At 39.1% G+C, this 19560-nt stretch carries 16 protein-coding genes and 1 tRNA gene; 11 read left to right on the top strand and 6 right to left on the bottom strand.

Translation table 11 applies throughout. The annotated features are described in order from the left end of the window. Positions 1-93: 93 nt before the first annotated feature. Entirely contained in the window at positions 94-435 is a 342-nt protein-coding gene (locus tag BM192_RS10850) for a PadR family transcriptional regulator (protein ID WP_037444334.1), read from the top strand. Next, positions 432-3632, top strand: a complete 3201-nt coding sequence (locus tag BM192_RS10845) for a glycosyltransferase family 117 protein (RefSeq protein WP_051760226.1) — start codon at positions 432-434, stop codon at positions 3630-3632. Before BM192_RS10850 ends, BM192_RS10845 begins: the two co-directional genes overlap by 4 nt. Before the next feature lie 74 nt (positions 3633-3706). Here the strand turns inward: BM192_RS10845 and BM192_RS10840 are convergent, their stop codons facing one another. Both BM192_RS10840 and BM192_RS10835 read right to left on the bottom strand, forming a co-directional pair. Beyond that, positions 3707-6955 (bottom strand): S41 family peptidase, encoded by a 3249-nt coding sequence (locus BM192_RS10840; RefSeq protein WP_037444337.1) that lies wholly within the window; start codon positions 6953-6955, stop codon positions 3707-3709. 35 nt (positions 6956-6990) lie between these two features. Continuing rightward, positions 6991-7662 (bottom strand): GDSL-type esterase/lipase family protein, encoded by a 672-nt coding sequence (locus BM192_RS10835; RefSeq protein WP_037444339.1) that lies wholly within the window; start codon positions 7660-7662, stop codon positions 6991-6993. A 290-nt stretch (positions 7663-7952) separates the two neighbouring features. On the opposite strand from BM192_RS10835, the gene BM192_RS10830 reads away from it, so the two are divergent. Genes BM192_RS10830 through BM192_RS10820 form a run of 3 tightly spaced genes read left to right on the top strand, consistent with a single transcriptional unit; the run spans position 7953 to position 10535 of the window. Then, positions 7953-8759, top strand: coding sequence for an MlaE family ABC transporter permease (locus tag BM192_RS10830; protein ID WP_037444340.1), 807 nt, complete (start codon positions 7953-7955; stop codon positions 8757-8759). Between the two features lie 12 nt (positions 8760-8771). Continuing rightward, positions 8772-9539, top strand: a complete 768-nt coding sequence (locus BM192_RS10825) for an ABC transporter ATP-binding protein (protein WP_037444342.1) — start codon at positions 8772-8774, stop codon at positions 9537-9539. Further along, entirely contained in the window at positions 9540-10535 is a 996-nt protein-coding gene (locus BM192_RS10820) for an MlaD family protein (RefSeq protein ID WP_037444344.1), read from the top strand. 130 nt (positions 10536-10665) lie between these two features. Here the strand turns inward: BM192_RS10820 and BM192_RS10815 are convergent, their stop codons facing one another. Beyond that, positions 10666-11199, bottom strand: a complete 534-nt coding sequence (locus BM192_RS10815; protein WP_037444346.1) for a ferritin — start codon at positions 11197-11199, stop codon at positions 10666-10668. A 104-nt stretch (positions 11200-11303) separates the two neighbouring features. Next, positions 11304-11669 (bottom strand): hypothetical protein, encoded by a 366-nt coding sequence (locus tag BM192_RS10810; RefSeq protein ID WP_037444348.1) that lies wholly within the window; start codon positions 11667-11669, stop codon positions 11304-11306. Between the two features lie 177 nt (positions 11670-11846). Here BM192_RS10810 and BM192_RS10805 point away from each other — a divergent pair, with 177 nt between their 5' ends. Continuing rightward, the gene (locus BM192_RS10805; RefSeq protein WP_037444350.1) at positions 11847-12347 is read left to right on the top strand and encodes a DinB family protein; all 501 of its coding nucleotides are present in this window, start codon (positions 11847-11849) and stop codon (positions 12345-12347) included. Between the two features lie 121 nt (positions 12348-12468). Next, positions 12469-12556, top strand: a tRNA-Ser gene (locus BM192_RS10800). Positions 12557-12921: 365 nt separating this feature from the next. Here the strand turns inward: BM192_RS10800 and BM192_RS10795 are convergent. Together BM192_RS10795 and BM192_RS10790 are read right to left on the bottom strand one after the other, a co-directional pair. Continuing rightward, on the bottom strand, positions 12922-13611 hold the full coding sequence (locus tag BM192_RS10795) for a hypothetical protein (protein ID WP_037444352.1): 690 nt from the start codon (positions 13609-13611) through the stop codon (positions 12922-12924). Positions 13612-13637: 26 nt separating this feature from the next. Next, positions 13638-13862 carry a hypothetical protein gene (locus tag BM192_RS10790; protein WP_037444354.1) on the bottom strand — a complete coding sequence of 75 codons (225 nt, stop codon included), beginning with the start codon at positions 13860-13862 and terminating at the stop codon, positions 13638-13640. Between the two features lie 319 nt (positions 13863-14181). Between BM192_RS10790 and BM192_RS10785 the strand changes: the two genes are divergently transcribed. The 4 genes from BM192_RS10785 (at position 14182) to BM192_RS10770 (ending at position 19517) form a co-directional block, all read left to right on the top strand. Beyond that, positions 14182-16692 carry a TonB-dependent receptor gene (locus tag BM192_RS10785; RefSeq protein ID WP_088776005.1) on the top strand — a complete coding sequence of 837 codons (2511 nt, stop codon included), beginning with the start codon at positions 14182-14184 and terminating at the stop codon, positions 16690-16692. Positions 16693-16966: 274 nt separating this feature from the next. Then, on the top strand, positions 16967-17752 hold the full coding sequence (locus tag BM192_RS10780) for a histidine kinase (protein WP_157282948.1): 786 nt from the start codon (positions 16967-16969) through the stop codon (positions 17750-17752). Beyond that, positions 17752-18813, top strand: coding sequence for a sensor histidine kinase (locus tag BM192_RS10775; protein ID WP_037444359.1), 1062 nt, complete (start codon positions 17752-17754; stop codon positions 18811-18813). The genes BM192_RS10780 and BM192_RS10775 overlap by 1 nt, the downstream gene beginning before the upstream one ends. Beyond that, positions 18810-19517 (top strand): LytR/AlgR family response regulator transcription factor, encoded by a 708-nt coding sequence (locus BM192_RS10770; RefSeq protein ID WP_037444361.1) that lies wholly within the window; start codon positions 18810-18812, stop codon positions 19515-19517. The genes BM192_RS10775 and BM192_RS10770 overlap by 4 nt, the downstream gene beginning before the upstream one ends. Positions 19518-19560: the final 43 nt, after the last annotated feature.

Below are 19560 nucleotides of genomic sequence, written 5' to 3'. Positions count from 1 at the left end.
GATACATAATAAAAGTTGAAAGTAGACTAATATACTATAAATCAGTATGCATAATTTTCTTATGTATATAGGTAAATTATATATATTTGTTTTATGCATATACCAAATAATTTGTTGAAGGGCAGTCTTCAGACTATTATTCTGAACCTGCTTAAGGAGAATGACCGGATGTACGGTTATGAGATCACTCAAAAGGTAAAAGACATCACTAGTGGTGAAATCAAACTGACAGAAGGCGCTATGTATCCCGCACTTCATAAAATGGAGGCGGAAGGTTTATTGGAAACCAGCACTGAACAAGTCGATAACCGCATCAGAAAGTATTATGCGTTGACATCTGCCGGACTGGAAGCGCTGGAAATAAAGGTTCAGGAAACAACCAGTTTTATGGAGAACTTAAAGCTTCTTTTAAACCTCAAACCTGAACGTACATGAAAGCTAGTATCCCGCAACAGGAACAGATCAGGTCTTGTCTGAATGAGTTCGGGCTAACCAGGCAGTTAAAAGATGAGATATATGACCACATTCTCTCCGCACTGGAAAAAGAGAAAGGCGAAGCCTTCGACCTCGACAAAATCAAATCTCATATCAAACAGGATTTCAGCGACATAATTAATCAGCCTAAAGTCGTACTTCGTTATAAAAGACTAAATACCTTATTCGGGTGGGGCGTGTTTTTAATTGCCCTGACTACTTATTGGCTGACCATGGAGCCAACAGTGAGCTTTTGGGACTGTGGAGAATTTATAGCAACCGCTAATAAATTACAGGTTGGCCACCAGCCCGGCGCCCCCCTTTTTCTAATGATTGGCAAAATGTTCACTCTACTGGCCATGGGAGAAACCTCAAGAATTGCCTACTGGGTAAACTGGAGTGCCGCAGTGGCCAGTGCAGCAACAATTATGTTTTTATTCTGGACTATTACCGCACTGGCTCTTAAAGTCAAATCCGGAAAAAATCTTCAGTCAAATACCTGGGCGATACTTGCGGCAGGAACTGTTGGCGCCTTAGCTTACACATTTTCAGACACTTTCTGGTTCTCGGCAGTGGAATCTGAGGTCTACGCGTTGTCATCTTTATTTACAGCAATCACCTTTTGGGCAGTATTTCGGTGGGAAAGTACGGCAGACAACCGCTGGCTTTTATTCATCGCATTTATAATCGGACTTTCTATAGGTATCCACCTTCTGAGCCTGCTCATCATTCCGGCAGTCTCCCTGGCCTGGTACTTTCATCATTATTCAAAAACTACTTTTAAAGGTTTGCTGAAAGCATTTCTTGCAGGCTGTGCAATTGTTGGTTTAGTACAATTTATCGTTATCCAATACATGGTTAGTTTTGCTGCGTATACGGATCTGTTCTTTGTAAATGAATTAAAGTTACCATTCGGATCAGGCGCATTAACTTCACTGATTACTATTGCATTACTATTATTTTCAGGAGTTAAATATAGCATCAAAAAACACTATCCAAGATTAAATCTGGCACTACTAAGCACAGTGTTTTTAATGTTTGGATTCAGTTCTTATATGCTGATTATTATTCGTGCAGACGCCAAAACTAATATCAACCTGAGTAATCCGGATAACCCTTTTTCTTTATTTGACTACCTGTCCAGAAACAGCTATGGCTCTACCCCGTTACTCTACGGACAGACTTTTGATGCAAAAAACACAGCTAATATCCCCAAAGAAGACACCTACAGGAAGGGGAAAACAAGCTATGAAGTTTCCGGCAGCCGTTACCAGCAGAAATTCGACAGGAACTTAATTTTCCCACGCACCTACAGTCAGAAGCCGGGGCACGTGCAATACTACAGGGACTGGCTGGACCTTGGCGAAAATGAAGGTCCGGATATGTTGTCTAATCTTAAATTCTTCAGTTCCTGGCAGGTCGGATTTATGTACTGGCGTTATTTTCTATGGAATTTCTCCGGCAGGCAAAATGACATACAGGGACAGGGTGAGATTCAAAATGGGAATTGGCTGTCTGGGCTGAATTTTATTGACGGCCCACGTTTAGGCAGTCAGGAAAATCTCCCGGATCGTATGAAAGCTAACGAAGGTCGGAATGTCTATTTCGGGATACCGCTGATTTTAGGAATTTGCGGACTATTCTGGCTGAGTAAAAAGGATAAGTCTGCACTGATATTGGTGAGCACCGTTTTCTTTTTTACCGGTATCGCCATCATTCTGTATCTCAACCAGGATCCGCTTCAGGTCAGAGAACGTGATTATGCCTATACGGGCTCCTTTTACGCATTCGCGATCTTTATTGGATTTGGCGTATTCTTCCTGCAAGACAATTTCTCCAAACTGATGAATCCGAAATGGAGTTTGATGCTCGTAACGGCAATTTGTATGCTTACCGTTCCCCTGAGAATGGCCACCCAAAACTGGAATGATCATGACCGTTCTGCTAAAACTACAGCACTGGACTGGGCAAGAAACTACCTGAATTCCTGTGAAAAGGATGCTATATTGTTTACCAACGCAGATAACGATACCTATCCACTATGGTATGCACAGGAAGTTGAGGGTATCCGAACTGACATCAGAGTTATTTCTTTACAGTTCTTACAAGATCCGTCTTTTATTAACCAATTAAGGAAACCGTTAAACGAAAGCCCTGCTATTCCTATGCAGATGAAAGAGGAACAGTACGTTGACGGGGTGCGGGACTATCTACCCTATGTAGATTATGGGATCAAAGACAGTGTGGAACTAAAGGATCTGTTAGCTGTAATGACATCTGAAAATAAGAGTGATCAGGTGGAAATGGCTGACGGTACATTTATGAATTTTCTGCCAGCCAGAAAGCTAAAAATGACAATAGATGCCAATGAGCTTGTCCAAACAGGAACTTTACCAGCAGACGAGATACACAAAGCCGCATCTTCGATGGAATGGACTTTCAAGAAAAACTATGCTGGCAAAGGTGATCTGGCCTTATTTGATATCCTGGTTCAGAACAACTGGAAAAGACCAATATATTTTGCGACTTCGGTATCTGAGGATTCCTATGCCGGTATGGATGATTATCTTTATCTGGAAGGCTATGCCTACCGCCTTCTGCCTATCTCGCATGAGAAAGAGGAACTGCAGGGTAAAAGAGAAAGAACAAATACTGCTGTTCTCTATAAAAATATGATGGAGAAACTGGATTTTGCAGGTTTTAAAAAATCGACATATCTGGATCCTGAATCCAGAAGGATTCTGAATTCAACCTGGGAACTCAATAACACATTGACTGCGAACCTTATAAAGGAAGGTAGAAGTAAAGAAGCAGGGTTAGTCTTAAATAAAGGTTTAGATCAGTTACCACTGCGCAATTACAATGTCAGTGATACACTTTACCGGATGTACACGGTGCAAAATCTATATGCTTTAAACAGAACTCAGGAAGCGGAGCAACTTGCCAGGCAAACAGCAGGGTTCCTGGAACAGGAGTTCAACTATGTCTATACCCTGCCGCCTGATTTTCAACGCAGGTATTTACAGGAAATCCGGTTTGGACTTGCCATATTAAACGGACTTGAAGACATCAGCAAAGGTTACAAGCGAGATAAGCTGAGTATCGAACTCCGTCAGCAGTTTCTGAAAGCTGCAGACCGGTTTGGAATTAAGGTTTAGCAAATGATTGCATAAAAAAAGGGGCAGTCCGGATTGGACTGCCCCTTTAATTTATAAAGACTTCGTTTTAAGGACTAGGACTTAGGAATTGTCTTTAGCATTTCCTTAACAGCCGCTTCAAGCTGCTGATCCTGCCCTGCCAGTACTTTCTCGTATTCATTGGCGATAAGTACATCTGGTTCCAGCTGATGGTTCTCGGTCGCATGTGTTTCATTCGGACCATAAGTACCGATCATCGGAATTCCGAAGACTAAACGGTCATTGATCTGAGTTTCCCACCATACGGCGGTTCCTGTTCCTGCTACCGGCATACCGACGAGTTTACCCATTCCCAGTGCCTTATAGGCATAGGGGAACATAAACGCATCAGAATAATTACCTTCACTCATTAGCACACAACTTGGTTTTGACCATTTGTTTAACGGCTCGCCACCTGTTGTGATATGTCCCTGAGGGCGTAAGGTGAAATATTGCTTACCACCCAGGAAAGTAACCAGGTCATCATGCAACCAACCTCCGCCATTAAAGCGGGAATCGACGATTAATGCACCTTTATCTTTGTTTTTACCGAGTACTTTATCAAAAGTAACCCTAAAACTAGGGTCGTCCATGCTTCTCACATGTACATAGCCGACTTTACCACCAGAAAGGCTGTCAGTCAAATGTTCCATCAGCTTCACCCATTTCTTATAAAGCAGGACGCTGGTTTCCACTGAGGGCTTGATTGGCTTTACACTTTCTTCTAGCTGACTACCACCTTTTAACGGGCGGAAAGTAATTCTTGTCAGCTGACCGGCTTTTTGATTCAACAGTTTTGCCCAATCACTTTTCTGATTAAGCTGCACGCCATCAATTTTCTCGATGAGCATATCTTTTTTCATCTGCGAACCAGCCCTGTCAAATGGACCTCCCGGAATAATTTCCTTTACAAGCAGTCCGTCACCTTTACGACCCAGATCATAGATCAGACCTAAAGCCGCAGTTTCATCGCCGTTTGGAAACGAGGGGCTATAACGTCCACCGGTATGCGAGGCATTTAATTCACCAAGAAACTCACTTAAAAGAACCTGAAAATCGTATTCATTGTTGATATATGGTAGAAATTGCTTGTAATTATTATAATAATAATCCCAGTCGACACCATGTAGTTTCGGATCATAGAACTTCTTTTTCACTTGCTTCCAGGCATGCTCCAGAATATAAGCCCGTTCAGCAGCAGCGTTCAGCTCCATCTGTGAATTGATCTTCACTACATTAACCTTTCCATCTTCTGCGTTTATTTTGCTGATATTGCCATTGGCAAGCACGAATAAAGATTTACCATCATCGCTGATATCAAGACTTGCATAAGGTGCGTCCAGCTTAGCCAGTACCTTACTCTCATTGGTCCTGGTCTGCGTTACCCAAAGATCGAAACCTTTTTCATAACGTGCCATATAGTACAGTTTCTCGCCGTCTTTAGAAAGCTTAAGACCTGTAATTGTTGTTGAAGCATTTGTTAGGCGTTTAGTTCGGTTGTCCAGATTTTTCAGGTCATAATTAACTGGTTTATCAGTTCTTGCAGCTTCTTTTTTCTGTTTAGCCGTCAACACGATCTGTTTACCTGCTGTATCTTTTTTCTCTGCGTCCTTTTTAAGGTCAAAATCTTCCTTACTCAGCTGGAATCTATCCCAGGCAGCCTGATCAAAGAACATCGCATAAATATCTGCCTGACTACCCCTGCTCAGGTTCTTCATACCGTCTTTGTCCGTAATCCAGTACATCATCTTGCCATCTAGTCCCCATTGAGGAGTCTGATCACTAAAACCGCTTTCTGTCAAATTTACCCGTTTACCCGAGCCGTCATCTTTAATCAGCACCACTTCATTTTGAAACCAGCCGCCACCTTCTGTCGATTGTGCCAGCAGAAACTGACTATCCGGAGACCAGGTAAAATACTGGTCACCATCTGCATAAGAGTAATTTAACCCCTGTGGCAATAACGTGCGTGTCGTCTTTGCAGCGATATCAAAAGATTTAAGGACATTCCTTTCTTCCAGATAAGCGATTTTTTTACCATCCGGCGAATAAACGCCCTGAAACTCATCTTTAGGTCCGGCAATGACAGATTTCACATCCAAAACTGTAGCAACGTAAAAATAAGGCTCAGAAGCATTCACAATGCTTACCTCGTCAATATCCCAGGAGCCTTCATGCTCTGCGGAAAACAGTAATTTACGACCATCAGGGCTAAAATCGACCATTCTTTCCTGATAAGGCGTATTTGTAATCCTTTTGGTAGTGGAACCGTCTGCTGAGCTTACAAAAATATCACCTCTGTAAACAAATGCAACTTGCTTTCCATCTTTTGAAACAGCCATTTCAGCTGCCTGGCCTTTTACAGGCAGCGTTGCAATCTGATCTGCAGAAAAGTCGGCCTGTAAGTTTATGTCTACTTTAACCGGCTCTGCGCCCTCTTTTAAGGTATAAACATCCCCATTATAGGTAAACACTAATGAACCGTTAGCAGCTCTGGACAAATTCCGGACAGGATTCTGCTCAAATTTGGTCAGCTGCGTAACTTCCACCGGGTTTTTTAACGAAGAACGAAATAGGTTTTGATTACCATTACGCTCACTCAGATAGTAAAACACACCATTCTCACCCCATACAGGTTCACGGTCCTCTCCTTTAAAATCCGATACCTTGGTATAGGTGCCACTATTAATCTGATAAGTCCATATATCACGTGTCACAGCTGAGGTATGATGCTTTCTCCAGGGATCTTCATAACCTTTTCTATCCTGAAAGATTACCTGATCACCCTGTGGGTTGTAATGGGCAAATTCCATTCCCGCACTGCTAATCATTCTGCTGCTCCCACCCTGAGCCGGAACTTCATATAGTTTCATAAACATTGCATTGTTCGGGAAACGTGCAGAGGTGTAGGTATCATAACGGTCGGTTCCGAAAATTACCGACTCATTATTTCCTGAAAAGTCATAAGGAATGTCTTTACTGGAATTATAAGTAAGCCTGGTGGACGACCCGCCTGCGGCGCTCATAATATAAACATCGAAGTTACCATACCGGTCTGAAGCAAATGCTATTTTCTGACTATCACGGCTCCATACCGGATAACCACTATACGCAGATGCGATTGTTAGCGGCAAAGCCTGCCCACCTGCGAAAGGAACTTTAAACAAATTGCCTTTATAACTGAATGCAATCCATTTTCCATCGGGTGAAACTGCGGGTTGCTGTATCCATCTGGCTGGCTGTTGTGCCTGTGTGGACAAAGATGCCAATGCCAGAAAAATACCTAAGAGTACTGTTTTCTTCATTTGATGATTCTGTTTATTATAGTTTAGGGTTATCTTTAATCTTTAAGCAGATGCGGAACCAATAATTTGTTCCAGATGGCATATCCGGATGCATTCATATGAAGCTGATCTGCTTTGAAAATTGATGGGTTCATTTCCCCTTTTTTATCTAGCATTGGCGTAAAAACATCTATAAAAATAGCGTTATTTTTATCTATTAAATAATTCTTAACCAATCTGTTAGTTTCACTAGCCTTATTAAATTCTTTAGATCTGGAAGGGCTACCTTTGATAGCGAGATAAATTATCGGAACTTCCGGCAGGCGGGTCCTGATATCTGTATAGAGTTTTTTTATAGATTTAAATACCTGCTCAGCATTACTAGCTTCCAGTAAATCGTTTTCTCCGATATAAAGTACAATTTGTTTGGGCTGATATGGAAATACGATATCTTCCAGATACCGGTCAATATCAGCTGTAACTGCTCCTCCAATTCCCCGGTTGAGCACCGTATAATCTTTAAATGTTTTTGTGAAATCTACCCACAAGCGAATGGAAGAACTACCGACAAATAAGATAGGATTTTTCGGTGGTTCATAAACGCGATCATATTGTTTGATGGCCTGAATGTCCTGCCAGAAAGGGGGATGTTCCTGGGCTTTTAATGTGGTGTTTGAAAAAACTAAGAGAGATAAACCGAACAGAGCGGATTTTAAAATTCTATTCATTACATATATATTTAGGGTATCAATATGGTAAAACTAAGCTTTATGGGATTGTAAATGAAACAATATTGCATAAATTGAATATTTTTGTGCTTAGAAACTATGTTATTATGGCTCCACATCATTATTTTGTCATTTTAATGTAAGCTATTCACGAATAATAGCTGTTATCTTACATTTGACCAAAATGTAGCTAAAGTCAGCACAAACAATAATGCATTTCTGATTGTTTGCATTCATATCCCTGCTGGTTTGCAGGATGAAGCATCATCTTTTTGCATCAAATTTTAAGAATGGATCCTAACACAGATAATCCGGAAAGTCCCAAGCCAAAATACGTAGTCTCCAAAAGACTGGATAGCATGTTCTACAGTATTTACCATGCTTACCAGTTCATTCTCCGCTTCTTCAGAGAAGTTTTTGTACCGCCTTACGAATTTAAAGAAATCATCCACCAGTGTTATGAGGTAGGCTATAAATCTCTGCCCCTGATCTCACTTACAGGATTTATTACAGGTATAGTATTTACGAATCAAAGCCGTCCTTCGCTCGCAAATTTTGGTGCGACGTCCTGGTTGCCTTCCCTTATTTCAATAGCTATCGTGCGTGCATTAGCTCCGCTTGTTACTGCATTAATTGCAGCAGGAAAGGTTGGATCTAACATGGGTGCAGAATTGGGTTCAATGAAAGTTACTGAACAGATTGATGCCATGGAGGTTTCAGCAACAAACCCTTTTAAATATCTAGTTGTAAGCAGAATAATAGCTACTACCTTTATGATTCCTGTACTTGTAATGTATACCGCATTTGTAGCTTTATTTGGTGCATTCTTAAGCGTACACAGTAATGAACAGACTAGTTTCGCAATGTTCTTTTCCCAGGTATTCGATTCTTTAAGCTTTCTTGATATTTTTTCGACAACTTTTAAATCGACAGTTTTCGGGTTCACAATTGGAGCAGTTGGTTGTTATCATGGATACAATTCTTCGAAAGGTACTGAAGGTGTCGGACGGGCAGCAAACTCTGCCGTTGTTGCGGCCATGTTCCTTATTTTTGTGGAAGAAATTATTATTGTACAGATTGTAAATGCTTTCCGTTAATCCTTGACAAATATGCAACAGAAAGCTATAGACAGAAATAATGCGGTCATTGCAATCAAAGACCTTAAAAAATCATTTGGAGACCTTCACGTTCTCCGCGGCGTAGATCTGGAAGTTTACCAGGGGGAAAACCTGGTTGTACTTGGCCGTTCAGGAACGGGTAAATCTGTATTAATAAAAATTATTTCAGGTCTGCTTTATCCGGATTCCGGAGAAGTCAATGTATTAGGAAGAGAAGTAGAAACTCTTAACTCCCGGGATTTGATGGAGCTGCGTCTTAAAGTAGGCTTCTCTTTTCAAAACAGTGCATTATATGACAGTATGACGGTTCGTAAGAACCTTGAATTCCCGCTTGTCCGTAACTCCAGAAACTTAAGGCGCAAGGAAATCAATGTCCAGGTGGAACGAGTTTTAGAAGCAGTGGGTTTATCTCAGACTATCGAACAGATGCCTTCCGAACTCTCGGGCGGCCAGCGTAAACGTATTGGTATCGCCAGAACCCTAATTCTAAGGCCTGAAATCATGCTTTATGATGAGCCGACAGCGGGATTGGATCCTATTACCTGTATCGAAATTAACAACCTGATTAATGAAGTTCAGGAAAAATATAACACCACATCTATTATCATTACCCACGATTTAACCTGTGCCAAGCAAACTGGCGACAGAATTGCTATGTTGCTTGATGGACAGTTTGCAATACAGGGAACGTTCGATGAAGTATTTGCAAGTCCGGACGAAAGGGTACAATCTTTTTATAATTATAATTTCACAAAATAAATGAGCGCTACAGAAAATAAGAGATCAATTATAGTAGGAATTTTCATCTTTATAGGACTCGTCATCTTTATTGCGGGGGTACTTACTTTAGGTGGGAAACAAAAACGTTTTGTCAGCAGCATCACCCTGTTCGCCGTTTTTGACAATGTGAACGGTATACAGGCGGGTAATAATGTCTTTTTCTCGGGCGTAAAGATAGGTACAGTTAGCAAAATCAATTTCTATGGTACCTCACAGGTCGAGGTGACTATGCATATCGAGAAATCTGCACAGAAATATATCCACAAAAATTCACTGGCGAAATTAGGCTCAGAAGGTTTTATCGGTAACAAAATGATAGAAATACTCGGTGGGCCTACTCAATCCCCGGAAGTTGAAGATGGCGATAAACTGCAAATTGCGCAAGCTTTAGGGCCAGAAGATATAATGAAGACTTTACAAGCCAATAACGAAAACATACTGGCTATTACTAATGACTTCAAATCTGTTAGCTCCAGTATGCTGAAAGGCAAAGGCACTTTAGGTACTTTACTTACTGATTCGGTAATGGCCGATAGACTTCGTCAGATGAGTGTTAACCTTGAAAATGCATCTGCTACCACTGCCAGGGTAACATCAGCTATATCTCAATATACTTCTAAACTGAATAATAAGGGTACACTTGCTACGGAATTACTAACAGACACTACTGTATTCAGTAATCTGAAAAGTGCTGTCAAAAGTCTCCAGCTTACTGCTGCCTCTGCTTCGGAAATGACCAATAATCTGAACAAAACCAGTAGCAAACTGAATTCCGATAAGAATGCAATCGGTGTATTGCTAAATGATGAGGAGACTGGCGCACGCCTGAAATCTACTGTCAGCAACCTGGAATCGAGCACTAAAAAATTAGACGAGAATATGGAAGCATTGCAGCATAACTTCCTTCTGAGAGGTTTCTTTAAGAAGAAAGCAAAGGCTGAGGCGAATGCTGCAAAAGATGCAGAAAAGCAATAATCTACCTTTAAATAAGGTTGCCGCTGTTATCATAAATCTAAGCAGGCACCTGACCTCAACCATTAAACATAAATTACAGGCATAAAAAAAGGCACCCGATTGGGTGCCTTTGTATTTCATTTGTGGACGATTACGCCGGATCTTCGTTATATTGAATGCCCCCAACGTGTTTGTCAATCTGCCATCTTCCGGTTCCTTCTTCACCGATAACTTCGAACAGTTCGAGTGCGCGTCTTGCTTTATATTCCTCTTCACGTTGTTCTTTAAAGAACCAGTTAAGGAACTCAATAGTTACAAAATCTTGTTCTTTATAGCAATAAGCCGCAATGTTTTTCAATGATTGCGTTACGCTGATTTCCTGATCTAAGGCTTCTTCAAATACTTCTTTGAATGAATTGTATTCTATTTTGATGTTAGTTACTTCAGGAGAGATCGCGGTCCCGCCTAAATCCAATACGTATTTGTAAATTTTTAACTGGTGCATTCTTTCTTCTTCTGCTTGTTTAAAGAAATAGTCTGCAGAAAAGTCGAAACCATTTCTGTTACACCATGAAGCCATAGAAAGATAAGCAGATGATGATTGTGCTTCTTTTTTTATTTGTTGATTTAAAAGTGTTTCTACTTCTGTAGACAGCATACACTTTACACGAGTGATATCTTTCATATGAATAATATTAAATTGTAGTCTATTTGATGAATCAAAAATAGTGCTATAATTCTATATTACCTTATAAATGAGAAATATGGAAAGATTCTAATTCTAAGTAGTTAGAAAGACAGACGATATACTCTATCGTGAATGATCCTATTGAGTTCCAGCATCACGAAGGTTCCTTCGAGTAATTCTTTGAATGAAATGATCTCCAGCAGTGTTAATACATAACAGTGATCACAAGCGCAGATAAATACAATCTCTACGTCAGGAGCTTTGTCTGTAGCCAGCAACAGAGCCTCTATATCTATACCAAGCACCGCTTTTTTCAATTTCATCATGCAACGATAATCGAAACGCGCAAACTTACCAGCAAAGTCAACATACCAGCAATTCTCATTGTCCGACTGATAGACACTTCCATTACTGGTCTCAAATACAGGTGCTAATTTTACTTTTGGTGCGGCAACAAGTGTTTGCATGTGTGGATTTGTATTAGTCCTGCAAATATTGTGATTATTTAGACTTGTTACAAACAATATCTTAAATATTTTTTTATTCCTGTTTATATGGCTTGAAAGCTGGATTTTTTTTATTTTCAACAGCTGAATACACTCTATTCAAAACTAATCGAGCAAAACAAATATCTAAACACACCTATGTACCGCAGCATTTCAGACTTCGAAAAAAACTATCAGGAAGAAACCGCCCAGACACGCAAACTTTTCAGCCTGATTACGGAAGACAAAAAAAACATTAAGATCCACGAAAACATACGCAGCTTAAACAGGCTCGCCTGGCACATTACGCAAACGATTACAGAAATGGGTCTGCATGCCGGATTAATCGACTCTGATCCGATGGCTGATCTTTCAAGCCCATCCACTATTGAAGAGATTATTCAGCTGCACGAAGAGCATAGCAGCCTTTTAAAGAAAAGAGTACGCTTAAAGTGGACAGACTCCAGCCTGGAAGATAGTATCGACATGTATGGCGAACAATGGCCAAAAGGAAAGGTACTGCATGTGCTGATCGCACACGAAGCCCACCACCGCAGCCAGATGACCATTATAATGCGCATGCTGGACTTACCTATTATTGGTATTTACGGTCCTTCAAAGGAAGAATGGCAGGCTATCGGCCTACCCGCAATGGAATAAAACACCGTTTAAACGGCCTACTTGATGTCTTTTTGAAAAAAAACGACTTTATAATGAGGCATTTAAGCGATTGTTTAACTCTAGTGTTTGCACAAATAAACATTATTTGTACTTTTGTCGCGGAGAGTTGGCAGAGTGGTCGATTGCGGCAGTCTTGAAAACTGTTGACTGTTAAAGGTCCGCGGGTTCGAATCCCCCACTCTCCGCCAAACAAAAATGCTACCCTTTTCGGGTGGCATTTTTTGTTTTACACCGGCCCGAACCCTTCAGTTCGAAGGCCAGGTTAAAACAAAAAATTGCCAGGAGCGCAGCGACAGCATTTTTGGTTGAAGCCCCCCCTCCGGGGATCAGCGAGCGCAGCGAGCTAATCCCCATTCCGTGCTTCTGTCCAACCGGAGCAAAAAGTGAAATTCCTTCTCTAGAAATTCCGCAAAGATCTCTTAAATAGTGTCACTAAAAAATCGACCATAATACTTATAAATAATCTTTATCCAAGTCGGTCCACAATCTTTTGCGTCGGGCTGAAATTCCTGTGGAATCCAATCACTAAATTAAATCATTTAAGAAGACATTTTTATTTACCATTTTCCATGACGCTTGTTTGAATATCCCTTTTTCGCTGAGTTAGTATTTGAAGAAAGAAAAATATACCTCCGATAGTTGTGAATGGTATAGTCTTAGGAATATTAATTAGTAAATAAATAGAAATCAAGATCCAACCGATACCTAAAAAGATAATAACTGCTGTGCCTAATTTTGTAGTATATAGACTTGGTTTTAAACGAATTTTGGGTCTACCTACATTTCGGTGGTTATAGTCTTTTAAATATTTTCTAAAAACAGAAACGATCGAATCAATATCATTTTGGTTTTCAAAGTGCAAGCTCAATTTTGAGGTATTCTCGATGTAAAGCGCAATTACTGAAGAATCTACATTCTCACTAAATCTATAGGAATTGATTTTATTATAGTCGACTTCGATTCTGTCAAATAAATCAGATTCGCCTTTTTTATAAAAATCTATATGTATACTTTCCGGCAAAAAATTTATTTTAACATCTCTAATGAACTTACGCCTAAATATTTTTTTCATGAAAACCGGAGTTATACAAAATATAAATACTCCAATATATAATATTACTATTTGATGCAGCTGCCATGTTAAAAAAGCAGTTAATGCTACACCCCCGAACAAATATATATTTATGAATACACCATATCTAACTGCGCTAAGAACTTTCACCTCATAAAAATCACCTGCCATTCTAATTATCTATTTTAAGCATTTCCTTAATCGTTCCCCCCTGCAATTGAAAGCGCGTCGTTAATAAATGAGAGCCGCCCGGTTATTAGGCTTGCACCCGCTGCGGTCCCTGCTACTGGCGTAAGAAGAAGAGATAAAGATGCCAACAAAAATCCATTACAACCAAGATGCCTCCCAGCACTCCCGGCCATTATACATCTCACTTCCTCAACAAAAAAATATTTTTCAAAACCCATTTTTGTATTTTTCATATGGGTACTATTTGGTTTACAAACTATTTAACTGGAACATCTGCAACACATGGATACAAAAGAAATCATAATAGTTAATTTTAACCAAAAATAAGATTATAATATTTAACAAATATATAATTAAAACCTATTCATTATTAACACGAATACCAATAGTTAACTTATTGAGATATAAATGATTATATTTCTACACCAAGTAAATCTCCCCACCTCTTACCCTTAATTCTCCCTTTCGTCGCATAAAACCGGTATTCTGTCGCAAATCTCCAGAGCACGTTTTGGCGCAAGTTAATTTTGTGTTATCAATCAGGAGTTAAAGATGAATAAAAGAGACACAATCAAAAAAATATCAGAATTATCACAAATTGCAGTTTCCGATTGCGAGAAAGTATTGGTTTCCCTTGAAGAAGTTTTAAGTGAAGAGTTGTCTAAGAAAAAAAGAATACAACAGATATTCAATATGTTCTATAAGATTATGAGCATATTAAAGAATAAAATGCCCATGCTACTGCTGAGTCTGCTATTTCCTATTTCAGCGTACAGTCAGCAAACTGTTTCCCAACAAATAAGAGGTGTAATAAAAGATCAGCTGTCGGGTGAGGCCATCCCAATGGTATCTGTTAAGCTGCTTGAACTTCCCGGTATATCAACCCAAACAACGGCAGATGGACACTTCAGCTTGCAAAATGTACCAATTGGTCGATACAGCATTCAGACGTCTTGTGTAGGGTATACCCCCACAGTAATCAATGAAATTATTTTGAGTTCGGGCAAAGAAGTGTTGTTAGAGATAACGATGCTTACTTCTGAAGTTGCCTTAAAAGATGTGGTTATCAACTACGTATCTAACAAAGAACAGGTTTCTAATAAAATGGCTTTGACAGGAGGTCGCTTGTTAAGAATGGAAGAAGCCAGTCGTTATGCCGGAGGAATGGATGATCCTGCTCGTCTGGTAAGCTCCTTTGCGGGGGTGTCCCTCAATGTCGGTAATAATGGGATATCCGTTCACGGCAATGCACCTAGCTTGCTGCAATGGCGGATGGAGGGAGTAGAAATACCGAATCCAAACCACTTTGCAGATATAGCAACCTTAGGGGGCGGTGTACTCTCGTCATTGAGCACAAATGTTTTAGCTAATTCGGACTTCTATATTGGTGCCTTTCCCGCCGAATACAATAATGCGGTTTCGGGTGTATTTGACATGAAACTGCGTAAGGGCAACAATCGCAAATATGAACATACTTTTCAGGCCGGTTTATTGGGTTTAGACTTCGCTTCTGAAGGTCCTTTTAGTAAAAATAGTGATGCATCCTATCTATTCAATTATCGCTATTCTACAACCGGACTGATGAGTAAAATAAGTTCCGGCGATCATAAAAACCAATTATTGGACTATCAGGACTTAAACTTTAAATTGAACTTCCCCACAAGACGCGCCGGAACATTTTCTATCTGGGGTACAGGATTGGTCGATAAATTCAGAAATAAAAAAGAACAAGAAGCTAATTGGAAATACACAGATGACGGCAAGTATTCGGAAATGAAACAAACCACGGCAACAGCAGGTATTAGTCATCAGTACTACCTGGCTAATGGAGGAACCTTCCGCAGCACATTGGCGTCCAGTTATTCCAGTAATGAAGCTATAGAAGATTACTATGATGATACAGAAAACACAAGTCCATATTTGAACGTAGACAGCCGATATACCAATCTGATCTTCACATCTTCCTTTGATAAACAATACAGTTCAAGACATACCAATAAAACAGGTTTCACCCTTACCCGCATGCAGTATAATATGCACTTCGAGCTTGCACCCTATATAGGGAACTCATTAGAAAGCATTGCGGAAGGAACTGGCCATACCAATCTAATTTCAGCATACAGCAGTTCCCGGTTTGAGTTAAGTGATAAGTTATCTGCTACAATAGGCATAAATGCACAAATGCTAAATTTAAATAAGAGTCGTGCGATAGAACCGCGAGCATCTATCAGGTGGCAAACGTCTCCAAAAAATGTCGTGTCTTTGGCCTATGGCTTACATAGCCGTATGGAAAAAATGGATGTGTATTATGTCAAAGATAAAATTACCGGACACCAAGTAAACCAAAATCTTGATTTCATAAAAACTCATCACATATTATTATCCTATCAATATAAAATATCAGAGAATATGAGTCTAAAAGCAGAACCTTACTTTCAATACCTATTTAATGTGCCGGTTATAGCTGACAGCTCTTATTCTGTACTCAATCGTAGTTTGTTCTATGTAGAGGACGCTTTAGTAAATCAAGGCAAAGGAAGAAACTTTGGTGTAGATGTAACCCTGGAAAAATACCTGAACAAAGGATTTTACTATATCATGACCGCTTCTATATTTGACTCCAAATACACTGGTGGAGACGGTATCTGGCATAATACAAAATTCAATAGACGTTTTATTGTCAATGGATTAGCAGGCAAAGAGTGGAGGTTAGGTGTACAAAAAAGAGATGTATTGAGCGTCAATCTGAAATTAACGCTGCAGGGAGGCGATCGCTATACTCCGGTAGATGAAACAGCTTCCTTTAACCCTCTGGATCACAAGATAGGATACGAAGAGACAAAGGCTTACACCAAACAATTTGCACCGCTTTTCCTAGCCAATTATTCCATAAGTTATCGAATAAACCGATCTAAACGTGCGCAGGAATTTGCTGTTAAATGGTTAAATGCTACCGGTACCAAAGAGTATTATGGCCATGCCTATAATCTAAAAAGTGGCAATATTGAGCCCAAAAAACAGGCAACTTCACTCTTTAATATATTATACAGAATAGATTTTTAATGTAATTTTATTTGAACTTTGAGAAAATTACATGCAAAGTAAATTCTATCCGCTGATTGTTGATTCTAAATACCGAATCTGGAGACACCTTCTCTTTATTCTTACCTTAGCTATTATAACTTTCAATCAGGTATTTATAAGTTATCAGGATTGTATGCCGCAATTGGGGAATAGGCTATATATCATTTGCCTAGTATCGTTTTCGACCTATTTAGTAAGCACCTATCTTAACTATTTTTTACTGATCCCGCGCTTATTGCTCAAGGAGAATTACATGACCTATATTCTATATTTGCTGCTTATTGTATTTATACTGCTGTATTCAGGTATAATTCTGGAATATACTGTACGAACTTATTTGGGTTTGCCGCACCGGATACAATCCTACACCAATCCCCTGATTTTTCTGGATAGTCTATCCAATTCTATGATTACAGTTATTTGCTTTTGGAGCATGTCCGCGCTGACCTTGTTTCGTCAATGGAAGCATACTAATGATCATATTATTACCTTAGAATATCAATTTTTGGAATCGGAAGTCAACAAACTCAAAGGTCAGGTTTCTCCAATTTTCCTGTCCAAGGCCTTAAAAAAAGCTTCATCTCTCACCAATCAGGATGCAAAAAAAGCAGCTGAAATCCTTATGCAAATTGGAAAAATCCTGCGTTATCAATTATATGATTGCGACCAGGAAAAGGTTTTTCTTAATTCAGAGATCACCTTTATAAAAAACTTCTTAATCTTAAATGATCTAATCAGCGATCAGCATTTCGAATACCAGATTGAAGTAAGCGGTAATACCTCTAATATACTAATTCCTCCCCTCCTGTTAATTGTGTTGCCACAGCATATTCTAAATAATAACACGGTTACAGCGCTGAATATTTCAATTGAAACTGTAAACAATAAATTAGAATTTAACTGTTATTATTCTGAAGACTTTACCATAAGTAATGAAGATAAAATAGAAGTCGTCAATAAACTAAATAAATTATATCCCGATTTATATAATTTGACTACTCAATCAGGAAAAGTAGAACTCCAATTAGACCTAAGGTGATGGAATTTATAACGGAAAATAATAAAGGAATCGCATTCTTGACACAAGATAAGTATCGCGTACCCCGGCATCTTACTTTACAAGTTATTATGCTACTTATTACAATTGGTATATTTTTCGATGCCCCGGACAGTTTAAATCTTTCCTTCAATCGTTTTTGTGGCTGGATCACTTACTATTTATTTATGAATATGCTGGTGTATGTCAACGTTTACTTATTGTTCCCTTATTTTCTGGCTAAAGACAAGATGATAGCGTATCTAATAGCTGTGGTGCTATTTACAATTTTAGCCCTCTTGATACTAATGGTTTTGCAAGACCTATTTTATGATATCGCCGTCAGCCGGCAAGAGCCCAGCATTTTTGCTCTCTTTCTGAGCCTATCTTCGTCCTTTCTGGCCATTATTTTGTTCATTTTCGGCATGTCAACTGTCTTATTGTTTAAACCATTAATGTATAGCAATATTAAAGAACAGGAATTGCAAAAAGCTGCAGGAGAGTCAGAATTGAAATTTTTGAAAAGTCAAATTAATCCGCATTTTCTATTTAACACCATTAACAATGCCCATATATTAGTAGACGAAGACCCTGAGATGGCTTCTCATATTTTAACTAAATTAGACGACTTATTGAAATATCAATTTACAGACAGCTTTAAAGAAAAGGTTCGTCTGACAGATGATATTCAATTATTGAACGATTATCTGGAATTGGAAAAAGTACGGAGAGAACAGTTTACGTTTATCATGGAAAGTAAAGGCGACCTTAATTCGATTTTTGTTGCCCCCTTGCTATTTATACCCTTTGTTGAAAATGCTGTAAAACACAATTTGGATAGCCATGGATCTTCTTATGTTCATGTTGTTTTTAAGCTGGAAAATAAAGAACTTCAATTTATATGTGAGAATTCAAAACCTGCACAGCCTGTTTCACGAAAAATAGGCGGCATTGGGTTGACCAATATCGTTCGAAGGCTAAATTTGCTCTACGCAAATAGCTATTCATTAACGAAGAGCGAATCAACTGATACTTATACCGTGAAATTAATCTTAAAACTGTGAGATGTATTATAGTTGATGACGAACCTATAGCACGCAAGGGTGTAAAAAAATTAGTTGATCAGATTGTACAATTAGAACTCTTAGGCAGTTTTAACAATGCGACATCTGCCGGCCTTTTTATACAAGAGACAGCGGTTGATCTAGTTTTTTTAGATATTAACATGCCAGGCATCAGTGGAATAGAGTTTGCACGAATAATTCCGAAAACCACATTGGTAATTTTTACGACTGCGTATTCAGAATACGCCGTAGATAGTTACGAGTTAGATGCTGTAGATTATATAGTTAAGCCTATAAATGATGCCCGTTTTCGCAAAGCTGTAGAGAAGGCCATTGCCTACCATGCACTTTTAATAGACGAGGAGCAGAAAAGTGTAGAAAAAGTCGCAGAAGACTACATCTTTGTGAAATCTGATCGCCGATTTTTTAAAATTAATCTCAGTGATATTCTCTTTATTGAAGGTTTGAAGGATTATGTTATTTTCCAACTGGAAGAGCAACGGATTATATCTCGTATGACCATTAAAAACATCTATGAATGGCTTCCTAAAGTGGAATTCTTACGCATAAATCGTTCATATATTATCAATAAATCTAAAATAGATTCTTTTGATCATCATGATGTAGTTATTAGAAAACATGAGATCGCGATCGGTAAATCCTATCATGATATATTTTTCAACGAAATGATGCGAAAGCTTTAATAAGGTACAATTGAAATCTAACAAGCTTAGCAATCCTGCTTTC

The organism is Pedobacter antarcticus (genome assembly GCF_900112985.1).
Classification (GTDB): domain Bacteria; phylum Bacteroidota; class Bacteroidia; order Sphingobacteriales; family Sphingobacteriaceae; genus Pedobacter; species Pedobacter antarcticus.
Note: the sequence above shows the minus strand (reverse complement) of the source record. Positions and strands in the feature narration are given on the sequence as shown.